General features: G+C 35.4%; 15 protein-coding genes and 1 pseudogene. 10 read left to right on the top strand and 6 right to left on the bottom strand.

The annotated features are described in order from the left end of the window. Nucleotides 1-55: 55 nt before the first annotated feature. The 9 genes from thiD (at nt 56) to pepD (ending at nt 10,672) form a co-directional block, all read left to right on the top strand. Nucleotides 56-859, top strand: a complete 804-nt coding sequence (gene thiD, locus GKF99_RS05555; RefSeq protein ID WP_154272834.1) for a bifunctional hydroxymethylpyrimidine kinase/phosphomethylpyrimidine kinase — start codon at nt 56-58, stop codon at nt 857-859. Then, nucleotides 852-1,490: a thiamine phosphate synthase gene (gene thiE / locus GKF99_RS05560; protein ID WP_154272835.1), complete on the top strand. Its 639-nt coding sequence runs from the start codon at nt 852-854 to the stop codon at nt 1,488-1,490. Before thiD ends, thiE begins: the two co-directional genes overlap by 8 nt. Before the next feature lie 618 nt (nt 1,491-2,108). Continuing rightward, entirely contained in the window at nt 2,109-2,609 is a 501-nt protein-coding gene (locus GKF99_RS05565; protein WP_154272836.1) for a DNA-deoxyinosine glycosylase, read from the top strand. Between the two features lie 287 nt (nt 2,610-2,896). Next, entirely contained in the window at nt 2,897-4,150 is a 1,254-nt protein-coding gene (locus tag GKF99_RS05570) for an L-serine ammonia-lyase, iron-sulfur-dependent, subunit alpha (RefSeq protein ID WP_154272837.1), read from the top strand. 10 nt (nt 4,151-4,160) lie between these two features. Beyond that, entirely contained in the window at nt 4,161-4,886 is a 726-nt protein-coding gene (locus GKF99_RS05575; RefSeq protein WP_154272838.1) for a gamma-glutamyl-gamma-aminobutyrate hydrolase family protein, read from the top strand. Between the two features lie 12 nt (nt 4,887-4,898). Further along, entirely contained in the window at nt 4,899-6,269 is a 1,371-nt protein-coding gene (locus GKF99_RS05580; protein WP_154272839.1) for an APC family permease, read from the top strand. A 209-nt stretch (nt 6,270-6,478) separates the two neighbouring features. After that, nucleotides 6,479-7,732, top strand: coding sequence for an L-serine ammonia-lyase, iron-sulfur-dependent, subunit alpha (locus tag GKF99_RS05585; protein ID WP_154272840.1), 1,254 nt, complete (start codon nt 6,479-6,481; stop codon nt 7,730-7,732). A 229-nt stretch (nt 7,733-7,961) separates the two neighbouring features. Beyond that, nucleotides 7,962-9,173 (top strand): DUF819 family protein, encoded by a 1,212-nt coding sequence (locus tag GKF99_RS05590; protein WP_154272841.1) that lies wholly within the window; start codon nt 7,962-7,964, stop codon nt 9,171-9,173. Between the two features lie 83 nt (nt 9,174-9,256). Next, nucleotides 9,257-10,672: a beta-Ala-His dipeptidase gene (pepD, locus tag GKF99_RS05595; protein WP_154272842.1), complete on the top strand. Its 1,416-nt coding sequence runs from the start codon at nt 9,257-9,259 to the stop codon at nt 10,670-10,672. Nucleotides 10,673-11,103: 431 nt separating this feature from the next. Here pepD and GKF99_RS05600 read toward each other — a convergent pair whose 3' ends face one another. The 6 genes and pseudogenes from GKF99_RS05600 to GKF99_RS05620 all read right to left on the bottom strand — a co-directional run bounded on the left by GKF99_RS05600 (nt 11,104) and on the right by GKF99_RS05620 (nt 14,096). Then, on the bottom strand, nt 11,104-11,388 hold the full coding sequence (locus GKF99_RS05600; protein ID WP_154272843.1) for a DUF5960 family protein: 285 nt from the start codon (nt 11,386-11,388) through the stop codon (nt 11,104-11,106). 2 nt (nt 11,389-11,390) lie between these two features. Next, a complete protein-coding gene (locus GKF99_RS05605) occupies nt 11,391-11,726 on the bottom strand; it encodes a hypothetical protein (protein WP_154272844.1) in 336 nt (111 codons plus the stop codon). Further along, nucleotides 11,716-12,309 carry a hypothetical protein gene (locus GKF99_RS08810; protein ID WP_277752389.1) on the bottom strand — a complete coding sequence of 198 codons (594 nt, stop codon included), beginning with the start codon at nt 12,307-12,309 and terminating at the stop codon, nt 11,716-11,718. Before GKF99_RS08810 ends, GKF99_RS05605 begins: the two co-directional genes overlap by 11 nt. Before the next feature lie 78 nt (nt 12,310-12,387). Further along, a pseudogene (locus GKF99_RS08815) lies at nt 12,388-13,155 on the bottom strand (DNA polymerase); the annotation flags it as partial. Further along, nucleotides 13,145-13,687 (bottom strand): ImmA/IrrE family metallo-endopeptidase, encoded by a 543-nt coding sequence (locus GKF99_RS05615; protein WP_154272846.1) that lies wholly within the window; start codon nt 13,685-13,687, stop codon nt 13,145-13,147. The pseudogene GKF99_RS08815 and the gene GKF99_RS05615, both read right to left, overlap by 11 nt. A 4-nt stretch (nt 13,688-13,691) precedes the next feature. Then, nucleotides 13,692-14,096: a helix-turn-helix transcriptional regulator gene (locus GKF99_RS05620; protein WP_154272847.1), complete on the bottom strand. Its 405-nt coding sequence runs from the start codon at nt 14,094-14,096 to the stop codon at nt 13,692-13,694. Nucleotides 14,097-14,276: 180 nt separating this feature from the next. Here GKF99_RS05620 and GKF99_RS08820 point away from each other — a divergent pair, with 180 nt between their 5' ends. Then, nucleotides 14,277-14,402: an LDCC motif putative metal-binding protein gene (locus tag GKF99_RS08820; RefSeq protein WP_002834945.1), complete on the top strand. Its 126-nt coding sequence runs from the start codon at nt 14,277-14,279 to the stop codon at nt 14,400-14,402. Nucleotides 14,403-14,502 lie beyond the last annotated feature (100 nt).

Here is a 14,502-nt window from a genome sequence, read left to right on the forward strand (position 1 = left end):
AGTAAAATGATTATAGGTATATAATTTAATTTGCAGCAAATTATTAGGAGGAGTTATGAAGAAAGTTCTTACGATTGCAGGTTCGGATTGTTCAGGCGGAGCGGGGATTCAAGCGGATATCAAGACTATGTCGGCACACGGGGTGTATGCGATGAGCGTTATTGTTTCGGTGGTCGCAGAGAATACTTTTGAGGTGGTGTCGATTGAGGATTTGCCCAATGAGATTATAAGGGATCAGATTGATTGTATTTATAATGATATGGGAACTGACGCTGTGAAGATCGGAATGTTATCAAACAGGAGGATTATGAGTTGTGTTAGGGACAAATTATTGGAGTACAAACCAGAAAATGTGGTGTTAGATCCTGTGATGTATGCAAAGCACGGCGCTTGTTTGATGCAAGAAGATGCGATTGATTTGTTGATTGAGGATTTAATTCCTTTATGCACTTGTATAACTCCGAACATTCCAGAGGCAGAGAGAATTAGTGGAATGAAAATCGACGGTGTGGACGATATGAAAAAGTGTGCTGTGATTATTCACGATATGGGAGCGAAATACGTTCTTGTGAAGGGCGGTCATCATGTGGGAGATGCGATTGATATTTTGTATGATGGCGAGAATTTTCACGAATTTGTGACTGAAAAGATTGACACGAAGAACACTCATGGGACGGGCTGTACGCTCTCAAGTGCGATCGCTAGTAATTTGGCGCTTGGAAAATCAATAGATGACGCTGTGAAATTCAGCAAGGATTACATTACTAATGCTATTAAGCATGATTTGCATATTGGCAAGGGAAATGGGCCGACAAATCATTTCTACAAATTTTTTGAAGGAGAGTTGGAAAATGAATAAGGAATTTAACTTAGGTTTGAACTTGGTCACGAATAAACAAACTCTCAAGGGCAGGGATTTGTCAGAGACTATTGAGATTGCGCTAAAAAATGGTGCAGATTCTGTGAGACTTAGAGAAAAAAACATGGATACACGAAGCATTATGCGCGAGGCTTTTAGGATAAAAGAGATTACTCAAAGCATGGGCAAACTTTTGATTGTGAATGACAGGGTTGATATTGCTAAGGCATGCGATGTCGACGGGGTGCATTTGGGACAAAAGGATATGCCGATTAAGTACGCTAGGGAGATTCTTGGTGACAATAAGATTATTGGGATTAGTTGTCACACGTTGGAACAAGCGTTGGAGGCACAAGAGGCTGGCGCTGATTACATTGGCGTGGGGGCGATTTTTCCGACGTTCACTGGAGATGATTTCGTGAGGGTTACAATCGACACGTTGAAGGAGATTGCTGAGAATATTCACATTCCAATCACTGCGATTGGTGGCATTAACAAGAACAATATTAGGATGATTTTCGACTGTAATGTGGATTCTGTGTCATTGACATCGGCGGTTTTTTCGACGGGAGATGTTGCAGCATCAACACAAGAGTTGAAACAAAAATTCGATATGATTTTGAGTAGATAATGAGGGGTGCGAGGGCACCTCTTTTTTAATGCGGGGAATTGAGGTAGTTTAAAGACAAAGTAAAGTAGAAAACCAGTTTGCACGAATATCTAGACTACGCAAATTTGTGATTTCTAAATCTCAAAATCCTAAAATTTGAAGCACGCTTTGCTTACGCGGTCAAATTTTGGACGGATTTTTTCGATTTGAAATCAGCTAAATTTTCTCCGTATGATATTCTTAGCAAACTTGGTAATCTACTTTGTTTCACATAATTACAAATCGCTGGACACCGACGCATGACAGAGACATGGAAAACACAAAACTCGTAGCACATTCGTCTGGCTTACAAAAATTGCAAAAATTCTAATCTCAAAATCCTAAAATTTGAAGCACGCTTCGCTTACGCGGTCAAATTTTGGACGGATTTTTTCGATTGAATTTTGCACAATTTTTTCCAGATGACTCATTTAGCTACGATCTTTTTTGTTTGTTTCAATGCATCCTTATCAAATCTAATAATCTATTTTATTTCACAATAATAAAAATCAACAAAAGAAAAAACTTCGCTTAACACCAACGGGGGACGAAGGCGCCGTTGTGTCGTTATGATATAATCTAGGTTGATAGGGGGATTTTATGAAGGGAAATTATGAGACGATTGTTCATCCGTTGTCTCCTCTTTACGATGAGGATTCGAAGGTTTTGATTTTGGGTTCTTTTCCGTCGGTGAAGACTAGGGAGTACGGGTTTTTCTACGGTCATCCACAAAACAGGTTTTGGAAGTTGATGGAGAGTCTTTTCGATGTGGATTTGGATGTGAGTATTGAGAAGAGGAAGAGGTTTTTGTTGGAGCATAATATTGCTGTGTACGATTCGATTTATCAGTGCGATATTATTGGTTCATCAGATTCTAGTATCAAAAACGTGGTGCCTTCTAATTTGAAGGAGATTGTGGATTGTGCAAATATTAATCATGTTTTTTGCAACGGGACTGCTTCTTTTGAGTGTTTTGAGAAATATCACGCTAAGAATTTGGGTGTGGATGCTACGAAGCTTCCTTCGACATCACCTGCAAATGCTAGATACAGGTTGGATGATTTGGAAAAAGAATGGAAGGTTATTTTGGAATATTTGTAACAGAGGTTGTATAGATGAAATTGTGGGCGATTCAACCTATAGAGAATTATGAAACATACAATGAAAAATTTAACAAAGAGACAAAGAAAACATAATATATTTAATAAATATTAAATAAATCAAAAAAACTATTTACAAAATTATAATCACCATGCTATAATTAGAAAAAATAACTATAACACTTATTACGATGATGTTTATAGTTATTTTTTAATTGGTAAACTTTTGTTGACTATATGGTTAATAAATAAACAATAAACAATATTATGGGAAAATAAGGGGTAAGAATGAAGAATTACACTGAATTATTAAAATCTGAATTAATTATGGCGTTGGGATGTACTGAACCGATTTCTATTGCGTTGGCAGCGGCAAAGGCTAGGGAAGTTTTGGGAAGTTTTCCATGTAAGATAGAGGTTATGTGTTCAGGAAATATTATCAAAAACGTTAAGGGCGTTACTGTTCCAAACACTAACGGTATGAAGGGCGTGGAAGCTGCGACTGCTATTGGAACTGTTGCGGGAGATTCTTGTCTTGGTCTTGAGGTTTTGTCAAAAGTTACAGAAGATGACATTAAGGCTGCGAAGGATTTGATTGCAAAGAGCATCATCACTGTTAGCTTAAAAGAAGGCGTAGAAAACTTAGACATAGAAATTGTAGCAGATGATGACAATGGAAATACTGTGGATGTTGAAATCAAAAACAAACACACAAATATCGTCAAGGTTACCAAAAATGATGAAGTAATACATATTGATAATTGCTACACTCACACACCAGAATACGAAAATTATGACGAACTTTCAGTAAGGGATATTTTTGAATACGCAAACAATGTTAACCTAGATGAGGTTAAGGATTTGTTGGAAAAACAAATTACTTTGAATTCTGAAATTTCCGATGAAGGATTGACTGGAAAATGGGGAGTTTCTATGGGCAAGATTTTGATGGATGAAGATGAATCTATCAGAACAAAAGCTAAGGCAAGAGCTGCAGCAGGATCAGATGCGCGTATGAGTGGCTGTTCACTACCAGTTGTAATAAACGCAGGAAGTGGAAACCAAGGTATAACTTGCACGATGCCTTTGGTTGTGTTTGCTAATGAAAAAAATTACGACAGAGAAACATTATATCGTGGACTTTTGATTACAAACTTGACTGCTCTTCATATCAAGAGATTTATTGGTAGACTTTCAGCTTTTTGTGGGGTTACTTCTGCGGGAGTTGCTGCAGGTGCTGGAATTTGCTACATGGAAACTAAGGATTTGGATTTGATTGAAAAAACAATAGGAAATGCGTTGATGATTGCATCGGGTATGATTTGTGATGGTGCGAAACCATCCTGTGCTGCAAAAATAGCAACAGCTGTAGATGCAGGAATTTCAGGATATTATTTGGCAAAAAATAACAGAAACTTCGAACCTGGCGATGGTTTGTTAAAAGACGATATCGAAGAAACCATCAGAAGTATTGGTTATGTTGCTAAGGAAGGTATGAAAGAAACGGACATTATTGTGCTTAACACAATGATTCAAAGATAAGGAGATTTTTATGAGTAAACCAATTATAGGAATTTCAGGATCTATTATCATTGATGGATCTGGAAATTTTCCTGGTTATAGGAGAAGTTATGTAAATGAGGATTATGTAAAATCAGTAATAAAAAATGGAGGAATTCCGTACATAATACCTATGAACAGCAGTGAAGAAGTTATAAAAGAACAAATCCAAAATGTTGATGGATTGATTTTAAGTGGAGGGCATGACGTTACTCCAAGGTTTTATAATCAAGAACCACACAAGAATTTAGGTGGTATTTTGCCAGAAAGAGATGTGTTTGATTTTAATTTGGTAAAATTTGCGATTGAAAAGAACATTCCGATTTTGGGAATTTGCAGAGGTTTTCAAATTTTGAATGTTTACTATGGTGGTAGTTTGCATCAAGATGTTGGATTAAAAAAAGATACGTTTATAAAACATAATCAAGTGAATTTTCCATATTTGACAACTCACAGTGTTGAATTAATTGATAATACTAAGTTAAAAGAGATTTTCAATGAAGACACTATTATGGTAAATTCTTTTCACCATCAAATCATAGATAAGGTGGCAGATGGATTTATTACGTCGGCAGTTAGCAAAGATGGTGTAGTGGAGGCGATTGAAAATCCTAACTATAAATATATGCTTGGTGTTCAATGGCATCCGGAAATGCTTCATTCGTCTGAAGAAAAGATGAATCTTTTATTCAGTGAATTAATAAAAAATACTTATTAAAGGAGTAAAAAAATGAATAATGCAACAAAGAAATTGGGATTTTGGTCAATTGTTTTATTGACTATAAATTCTATAATCGGTTCAGGGATATTCCTGTCACCTGGATCTGTAGTTCAAATGTCGGGCAAATATGCGCCTTTCATTTATTTAGCGGCGGCTGTTTTTGCAGCTTTTTTGGCGATTACTTTTGCATCTTCTGCAAAATACGTGTCAAAGGGTGGGGCATCTTATGCTTACACTAAGGCTGCTTTTGGAGATAATTGGGGATTGTATATTGGTATTACAAGATTCTTTTCTGCTGCAATAGCCTGGGGAGTTATGGCAACAGGTGTAGTCAAAACTGTACTTAATATATTTGGAGCAGATAATACTAATTTTAATTACATTACCATAGGATTCATAATTTTGATGACAATTTTATTTGTAATCAATGTTTGTGGTACAAGGGTTTTAGAATTAGTTAGTAATATTTCTACTATTGGTAAACTTTTGGCTTTAGTCACTGCGATTGTAGCAGGATTAGTGGTAGTTATAATGACAGGACAAAACAATTTCTCACAAGTAGAAACAATTACAGCCGATGTGACAAGTAATATGAGTTTGGAAAGTATAGTAATTGCTGTAATTGCAGCATTTTATGCTTTTACTGGTTTCGAAAGTGTGGCGTCTGGCTCAGAAGATATGGAACAACCAGAAAAGAATTTGCCAAAAGCAATTCCTTTGGGAATAATAATAATTGCTGCAATTTATTTCGGAATTGTACTTGTATCAATGATGATAGATCCAGTAGCTATGGTAAACACAAAAGAAGTAGTTGCTCTTGTAGCTGTATTTAAGAATAATATTGTTCGTTCAATAATTCTTTATGGTTCATTGATATCTATGTTTGGTATTAATGTCGCAGCTTCTTTCCACACACCTAGAATAATTGAATCAATGGCTAATGAAAACCAAGTTCCTAAAATATTTGCAAAAAGAACAGACAAAGGATTCCCATTATTTTCAATGGTAATTACAGCTGTTTTGGCTATTATATTGCCAATCGCTTTTAAATACAACATGGGTTCAATAATGATAATAAGCGCAATTGCTAGATTTGCACAATTTGTTATTGTTCCGCTTGCTTTGATATGGTTTTATTATGGAAAGAACAAGCAAGAAATAGTTCAAGATGTAAAGAAAAACTTCTTCACCGATGTTATAATTCCTATCATAGCACTTTTGTTAACTCTAGTTTTACTTGCAAAATTTAGTTGGGTTAAGCAATTTACTGTTGATAACAACGGAGTATTAGCTCCTAACTATCTTGCAATAGTATCAATGTTTATCGGATATGTATTAGTACCATTGTTTGTGTACTTCTACAATAACAAACAAAAATAAAATCTTAATAAAATTTGATATCCTCTTTATCGGACTAAATGATAGAGGGGATATTTTTGTGTTGAAATAGCCGTGAAGATAAAATTTTCAGTCGTAAATAGAAATATTTGTAAGAGTTTGAAATCATTTACAATAATGTATTTCTGGTGTTATAATGGTTAATGTATGGAAGAAATTGTTATAAAATTATTTTTTATTGAGGAGTACAAATGAAGAATTACACTGAATTATTAAAATCTGAATTAATTATGGCGTTGGGATGTACTGAACCGATTTCTATTGCGTTGGCAGCGGCAAAGGCTAGGGAAGTTTTGGGGGTTATTCCATGTAAGATAGAGGTTATGTGTTCAGGAAACATCATCAAAAATGTTAAGGGCGTTACTGTTCCAAACACTAATGGTATGAAGGGCGTGGAAGCTGCGACTGCTATTGGAACTGTTGCGGGTGATTCTTGTCTTGGTCTTGAGGTTTTGTCAAAGGTTACAGAAGATGACATCAAGGCTGCGAAGGATTTGATGGCAAAGGACATCATCACTGTTAGCTTAAAAGAAGGCGTGGAAAACTTAGACATAGAAATTGTAGCAGAGGACGACAATGGAAATACTGTAGATGTTGAAATCAAAAACAAACACACAAATATCGTGAAGGTTACTAAAAACGATGAAGTAATACATATTGATAATTGCTACACTCACACACCAGAATACGAAAATTATGACGAACTTTCAGTAAGGGATATTTTTGAATACGCAAACAATGTTAACCTAGATGAGGTTAAGGATTTGTTGGAAAAACAAATTACGTTAAATTCTGATATTTCCGATGAGGGTTTGACTGGAAAATGGGGAGTTGCAATGGGCAAGATTTTGATGGATGAAGATGAATCTATCAGAACAAAAGCTAAGGCAAGAGCTGCAGCAGGATCAGATGCACGTATGAGTGGCTGTTCACTACCAGTTGTAATAAACGCAGGAAGTGGAAACCAAGGTATAACTTGCACGATGCCACTTGTTGTATTTGCGAATGAAAAAAATTACGACAGAGAAACATTATATCGTGGACTTTTGATTACGAACTTGACTGCTCTTCATATCAAGAGATTTATAGGTAGACTTTCAGCTTTTTGCGGAGTTACTTCTGCGGGAGTTGCTGCAGGTGCTGGAATTTGCTACATGGAAACTAAGGATTTGGATTTGATTGAAAAAACAATCGGCAATGCCTTGATGATTGCATCGGGTATGATTTGTGATGGTGCTAAGGCATCCTGTGCTGCAAAAATCGCAACAGCTGTGGATGCAGGAATTTCAGGATATTATTTGGCGAAAAATAACAGAAACTTCGAACCTGGAGATGGTTTATTAAAAGACGATATCGAAGAAACTATCAGAAGCATTGGTTATGTTGCTAAGGAAGGTATGAAGGAAACGGATATTATTGTGCTGAACACAATGATTCAAAAATAATTTTGAAGGCGTTAGTAAATCTAATGCCTTTTTTATTTGTGTGAACAAAAACATTTTCATATTTAACACAAAAATGATTTGATTTTAACGGAAAATTATTGTAAAGATGTGGATTTAAAAGCAAGTAAATTACTTGTGATTTTATTTATAAATTTTAAGAAAACACTTGCATAATTTATTTATTAGTATTATAATTTAATTAAATAAAATATTTTGAAGGAGGATTCTTATGGGATCATTTATTAGTGCCGAAAGTACTTGGATACTTTGGGCTGTGTTGGCATCATGTGCTGCTCTTGCAATATATTTGGAACAAAAATATACATGGGCAAGTAAGGTTACAGGATGTATTTTGGCTTTGACTTTTACTTTAATTTTGTCAAACCTTAAAATTATTCCAACAGAAGCACCTGTTTACGATGCTGTATGGGATTATGTAGTTCCTTTGGCTGTACCAATGTTGTTATTTAACGCTGATATCAAAAAAATTGGTAGAGATTCAGGAAGAGTTTTAATTATTTATTTATTCAGTGGTATTGGAACAATTTTAGGTGGATTTGTTGCATACTTTGCTTTGAAGAATGCTATTCCTGCTTTGAACGATATCGTTCCAATGTTTGTGGGTACTTATACTGGTGGTTCAGTAAACTTCGTTGCAATGAGTCAACAATACAAGGTTCCAGGAGCAACTGTATCTGCTGCTTTAGTTGCAGATAACTTACTTATGGCTTTATATTTCTTTACATTGATGGCACTTCCAACAATGGCTGTTATCAAAAAACATTACAAGATGCCACTTGTTAACGCTTTGGAAGAACAATCAGAATCTGACAAGGAAGCTAATAAAACTATGGCTGCAAAATATTGGGGAGCAAAAGAAATTTCTCTTAAAGACATTGCTTTCACAGTTGCATTATCATTTGTTATCGTAGCTATTTCTGACAAATTAGCCACTGTTTTTGGAAACTTATTCTCAGGCGAAGGAGCTGGAAGTGCAATTTTAGGTGGATTATTGGGAAATAAATACTTGTTAATGACTACATTTACTATGATAATTGCATCAGTATTTCCTAAACAAATTTCATCTATCAGAGGTAGCCAAGAAATTGGTACTTTCTTGATTTATTTGTTCTTCGCAGTTATTGGAGCTCCAGCTTCAATAGGATTGATTTTGAGAGAATCTCCATTGTTATTAGTATTCGCATTAATCGTTGTATTAATCAACTTAGTAATCTCATTGATATTTGGAAAACTTTTCAAATTCAACATCGAAGAAATCATTATCGCATCAAATGCGAACGTTGGTGGGCCAACTACTGCAGCAGCAATGGCTGTATCAAAAGGTTGGACAGAACTTATCGTTCCAGCACTTCTGGTAGGTACGTTAGGTTATGTAATTGGTAACTACTACGGTATTCTTTCGGGAATATTGTTACATTAATTTAGAAATTTGAACACATTCTTTGGGTTAATCTCAAAGAATGTGTTTGTTTGAACAGTAATTTGAACAGAAAAGGAGAAAATATGTTAGAAAATTTAAAACCAGAAAGAGTGTTTCATTATTTTGAAGAATTGACTAAAATTCCTAGAGAATCTGGAAATGAACAAGCAGTGAGTGATTTCTTATACAAGACTGGAAAAGAACTGGGACTTGAAACAATTCAAGACGAAAGCAATAACATTATAATCAGAAAACCAGCTCATCCAGATTATGTGGATCATCCTTCAGTTGTAATTCAAGGCCACATGGATATGGTTGCAGAAAAAGCTGACGGAGTTGAACACGACTTTTTGACAGATCCTATTCCACTAGTTGTAGATGGTGACTGGGTTAAAACAGAAGGAACTACTTTGGGGGCAGATGATGGTATTGCAAGTGCTATTGGACTTGCGATTATGGAAGACAAGGACGCTAAGCATCCAGCGCTTGAATTATTGGTTACTACTAATGAAGAAACTACAATGGTCGGCGCAAGAGCTTTGAAGAGAGAAAATATCAAAGGTAGAAAACTTTTGAATATTGACGCTGAAGTAGAAGGAATTTTGTTGTCTGGTTGTTCTGGTGGACACAATATAATTGGTACGAAAAAGCTAAATTACGTGGACAATAAAATGAAAAACACATTTGTAATGAACATCAACAACATGCTTGGTGGTCACTCAGGAATGGAAATTCACCAACAAAGAGGTAACTCCATCAAATTTGCACGTGAAGCTTTGAAATTGGTAGAAGAAAAATCTCCTGTATCACTTGTTAGTATAGAAGGTGGAACAAAACACAACGCTATTCCAAGAGATGCTAAGGTTGTGTTCAGTTCTAACGAAGACGATTACGATGTTGATTTTTCTGATTTAATTGCAAAATATCCATTAGATAAGGATATGAGAGTTAAGATTGAAAAATGCGACAACGCCGAAAAAGTTTTGGATGAAAAAGACAAAAAAGATATCTTATCTTTCATAGAAGATGTTCCTCACGGAGTTTACAGCATGATGAAGGAATATCCAGATATCGTTGAATGCTCCAACAACTTGGCAATATTTGAAATAAAAGATGATGTGTTGAAGGTAACTATTTCTCTTAGAAGTTCAAACCCAGAAACTTTCGACGCACACACTGAAGATGTGTCAAAAGTTTATGAAAAATACGGATTTGAAGTTAAGAAGGAAGATTATTACAAACCATGGGCGTTCGCAAAAGATTCTGAATTGAGAAACTTAGCGCTTGAAACATACAAAGATTTGTTTGGAAAAGAAATGAAAGTGGAAGTAGTCCACGCAGCATTGGAACCAGCAGTATTCATAGATACTTTCCCAGACATGGAAATGATCTCCATTGGACCTACTATGAAAGACGTTCACAGTCCTAAGGAAAGACTTTCAATTGAATCTACCCAAAGAACTTACGAATTTGTGAAATCACTTCTAGAAAGACTTTAGTTCTTGACAAAATAAATCACAGACAAAGACTGTGATAAACAAACCCTTATGCATAGAAATCGACGATTTTGTCGTCGTGTGTATAAGGGTTTTTGTGTTTTCTTATTCCTGTAAAACGTAAACGTCCAGTGATTTTTGAGAATATTTGTGAGTGCATTGAAACAAAGTAGATTACCAGCTTTGCTAAGAATATCATACGGAGGAAATTTATCTGATTTCAAATCGAAAGAATCCGTCCAAAATCGCATTTGCGTAAGCGCTAGCGTGCTTGCGATTTTAGGATTTTGAGATTTAGAAATCACAAATTTACGTAGTCTAGATATTCGCACAAACTGGTTTTCTACTTTCCTTTGTTATGAAATTTCTTTTTATTTCACGACATAGCAAAACCGCAACTTTACAACACAAGTAAATAAAATTTCTACAAATCTTTAAGTTTGCGTTTTGTGACCGACGTATTCAAAAAGAATTATGGATTTGTTTTCTTTTACGAAATTTTTCCTGAAGATAAAATAATGGTCGCGATTATCTTTGCAGTTTTTCGCATTTATTCTGAAATAATCACTTTTCGTAGTCACCATGTGTTCCAAAATGTCGTCTGTCAGAAATGTAAGAGGCACGTTGATGTTTGCGTATTTGTAAAAATCTTTTTCAAAAGCTATGAAATTGTCCGAAAAATAATCGAATTGAAATGTGTTTTTGTGTAATGTGTTCATAACTACTCCATCAAATTAATGTTCAAAATCTCGCTGAATTTTATCTCTATCATTTGATTGTCGCTTTCGAAATATATCTTGTCTTCGAAAAAATCGTAGATTGTCCCGACGTATGATTTGTTGTTGAGTATGAAGATTTCAACTGTGAAATCATTCAGAAAAGCTTGGCTTATCAGTAAAAGCAAACTACTCGCACTCAACGATTGAACGCTTATATTTTCATTCATCGAATGTAGTGCTGTTGTGTGTTCTGACAGGAAAAATCCCATCCATTTCGCCATTTTTCTGTCGCAATATTCCCTTGCTGATTTGTAGGGGAGATAATTTCTAATAATCATAAGTACCGTCCATTCCGCCGCAGTGGCCGCCGATTAGTTTGCTTCGTTCGATTACACGCGATCCTTCCATGAGAGATGTCGCTTTTTGAATGGAAGTGAATCCGTATTTGTCTCTGATTTCATCGATTGCAGCTTCCAAATTCTTCTGTTTTTCTATTTTCTCAATGTCTTCGAAAAGCGAAAATGATATGCACGATTCGTCCACCAAATTTTCGTAGCTAACGCCAAGTCTTCTGACAGATCCTCCCTGATATTTTTGATGGAACAAATCCATAACATGTTTCGTGAGCTCAGCTGTTGATTGGGAAGGGGAGATGGTTTTTTGTGCGTGTATGGATCTTTTGTTTTCCTTGTAGGAATATCCAACGTAGATCGACACCACAGTCGCCTTCTTTTTGATTCGTCGAATTCTGATTGCGACTTGTTCTGCGATTTCTTTGAGAACTATTTCGATTTCACTTTTCTTGGAGTAATCTCTGGGAAGAACTTGTGAATTGCCCAGTCCCTTGGATTTTCCTTTGTAAGGTTGTGTGACTTTGGATTCATCTACGCCGTTCGCGTGAAACCACAACTGCACGCCCATAATTCCGAATTCTCGTTTCAAAATATCTGGATTGGAATTTGCGAGATCTCTCACCGAAAAAATACACAATTTATTCAACCTTCGTTTTGTTCTTTCTCCAATTCCCCAAAAATCTGTCAAATCTGGAATATTCCACACTTTTTCTTCAACATCCTCATAAGACCAATTCGCTCTCATATTCACAGTTTTCTTAGCTTCGTTGTCCAGCGCAAGTTTTGCCAACAGAGGATTGGAATTACTCATTCCAACAGTAGAATACAAACCAGTTTTGTTTCTGATTTCGTTTTGAATCCTAGAAGATATCAAATCCAACTTGTCCTTGCGAGATATTGTTTTATCGGGGATAAAATAGTTCAAACTAGTTGTCAAATCGATAAATCCCTCGTCGATAGAGTAGGGAAGAATCTCGTCTTTCGCTGCGTAATTCATGAAAATCTTCTGGATTTTCAAATTCTCCTCAATATATAATGCCATTCGAGGAGGAACGATGACGGTGTTTTTCGCCCACGTTTCGATGTAATTTATATATGAATCAGTTATTGGTAAATTTTGTCTGAGAGCTGATTGGAAGTTAAACTTCCTATCGCAGACGTGAAAAGGCAAATCAAAAGCCCTACCGACATTCTTCTTTCCAAAAACTTTCTTGAAAGTTGGAGAGCTTGCAAGAATTAGCCCACTTGCATTGTCGGAATTACTCATAACGCAAAGAGAAGTTGTCAAGGGATTCAGATTTCTCTTGACGCATTCAACGCTTGCATAAAAACTTTTGATATCCACAAAAGCAATATCAGATTTTGGCTCCAAAGAGTAATCTATAAGTCCCATAACAACCTCCTTACTCGTCATCCAACGGACTGTAATCTTCCAAAAACGTAGATTTTGGATTTTCAATATAGAAAATATCTGCAGGAAACTTGTTCAGCTTCACCATTTCAGATATTTTCAAATTCAACAAATTAATATCCACACCTAACTTGTACGCCATAGTCTTGTCGTCAGTGTACTCGCGCATAGTTTTAATCAAATCCTCATCAGAAATCAAAAGATGCGCCGCGAAAATATTCGCTTCGTTTTCAAAAACATCGGTAGGATTGAACACCTTGTTCTCGTGAAAAGCGTGGCCATCAATGCAGTATTTTCTGTGGAGTTGATCGTGGCCAATCTCGTGAGCCAGTACGATTTTTTTCAAACTTCCGATGTTGTTCGCAATCAAAATAACCCTATTTCTAAGAATTACTTGATACACTCCCAAAAGTTTGGACGGACTATCGATATAATGAAGCTTAATTCCCAACAACTCCAAAAGCTCCTCGGGATTTCTGGTGTGGTATTTTTCAACCAAACTATTTACCTTATCATATATCCATCTATTGTACATAAGACTACCTTTTATTCTTGTTTTTTCCGTATTTTTTATTCTCTAATTTGGCTTCGTAATACGCCTCAGCAATCGCATTGAAAAGTTTATCCTTGTCTTCTTCAGGAAGAGAACCTCCAGCAAAAAGCCCTGACAAATTATCCACCAAATTCTCCGCATCTTTTTTACCAGAATATCCGAATTTTTTAGCAGAATCCAGCACGAAATTATCTTCAACAGTCAACAAAAAATTGATGTCAACATTGAAAAATTCCGAAATTTTTTTGTACATATCTTGCGTGCGTGGACGAGTGCCTTTAGTTTCGTAGTTACTTATAGTCTTCAAAGTAACACCAAGCTTGTCCGCAAGTTCTGTCTGGGTAAGACCCCTGTCTTCTCTAAGTTGTTTTAATTTAGCACCAAAGCTCATTGATTTCCTCCATAAACGAAATTAGAAGTTCAAATTCAAAACATATGAACTGTAACTACTAATATTATAATTTAAACTTCTAATCACGTCAAATTTTTGTAGAATTTGAAAATGAAACTCAATAGGTGTATAATATAAATGTAAACAAGTTGACATTGAAACTAAAAAGGTAGTGATTAAATGAAAATTTTTAGTAAAATAAAGAAAAATTTTGAAGAATTTTTAAAAAAATTGGGCAACGAAAACAAAAACACTTTCGGTGAAGAAAGATTAGACTGTTGCACAATGAATAAACAAGATAAATAGAACATCACAGATCGGATTTGATTATTCAAGTCCGATTTTTTGATTGAAAAAATCTAAATACAAATGATTATCATTATTGACAGAATAAAAAAATAATGTT

It is taken from the genome of Finegoldia sp. BIOML-A2 (genome assembly GCF_009678315.1).
Classification (GTDB): Bacteria; Bacillota; Clostridia; order Tissierellales; family Peptoniphilaceae; genus Finegoldia; species Finegoldia magna.

Excerpts from the sequence above, each read along its gene's own strand:
- thiD (WP_154272834.1), top strand. The coding sequence starts at position 56 with ATGAAGAAAGTTCTTACGATTGCAGGTTCGGATTGTTCAGGCGGAGCG.
- thiE (WP_154272835.1), top strand. The coding sequence starts at position 852 with ATGAATAAGGAATTTAACTTAGGTTTGAACTTGGTCACGAATAAACAA.
- GKF99_RS05565 (WP_154272836.1), top strand. The coding sequence starts at position 2,109 with ATGAAGGGAAATTATGAGACGATTGTTCATCCGTTGTCTCCTCTTTAC.
- GKF99_RS05570 (WP_154272837.1), top strand. The coding sequence starts at position 2,897 with ATGAAGAATTACACTGAATTATTAAAATCTGAATTAATTATGGCGTTG.
- GKF99_RS05575 (WP_154272838.1), top strand. The coding sequence starts at position 4,161 with ATGAGTAAACCAATTATAGGAATTTCAGGATCTATTATCATTGATGGA.
- GKF99_RS05580 (WP_154272839.1), top strand. The coding sequence starts at position 4,899 with ATGAATAATGCAACAAAGAAATTGGGATTTTGGTCAATTGTTTTATTG.
- GKF99_RS05585 (WP_154272840.1), top strand. The coding sequence starts at position 6,479 with ATGAAGAATTACACTGAATTATTAAAATCTGAATTAATTATGGCGTTG.
- GKF99_RS05590 (WP_154272841.1), top strand. The coding sequence starts at position 7,962 with ATGGGATCATTTATTAGTGCCGAAAGTACTTGGATACTTTGGGCTGTG.
- pepD (WP_154272842.1), top strand. The coding sequence starts at position 9,257 with ATGTTAGAAAATTTAAAACCAGAAAGAGTGTTTCATTATTTTGAAGAA.
- GKF99_RS05600 (WP_154272843.1), bottom strand. The coding sequence starts at position 11,388 with ATGAACACATTACACAAAAACACATTTCAATTCGATTATTTTTCGGAC.
- GKF99_RS05605 (WP_154272844.1), bottom strand. The coding sequence starts at position 11,726 with ATGATTATTAGAAATTATCTCCCCTACAAATCAGCAAGGGAATATTGC.
- GKF99_RS08810 (WP_277752389.1), bottom strand. The coding sequence starts at position 12,309 with ATGGGCGTGCAGTTGTGGTTTCACGCGAACGGCGTAGATGAATCCAAA.
- GKF99_RS05615 (WP_154272846.1), bottom strand. The coding sequence starts at position 13,687 with ATGTACAATAGATGGATATATGATAAGGTAAATAGTTTGGTTGAAAAA.
- GKF99_RS05620 (WP_154272847.1), bottom strand. The coding sequence starts at position 14,096 with ATGAGCTTTGGTGCTAAATTAAAACAACTTAGAGAAGACAGGGGTCTT.
- GKF99_RS08820 (WP_002834945.1), top strand. The coding sequence starts at position 14,277 with ATGAAAATTTTTAGTAAAATAAAGAAAAATTTTGAAGAATTTTTAAAA.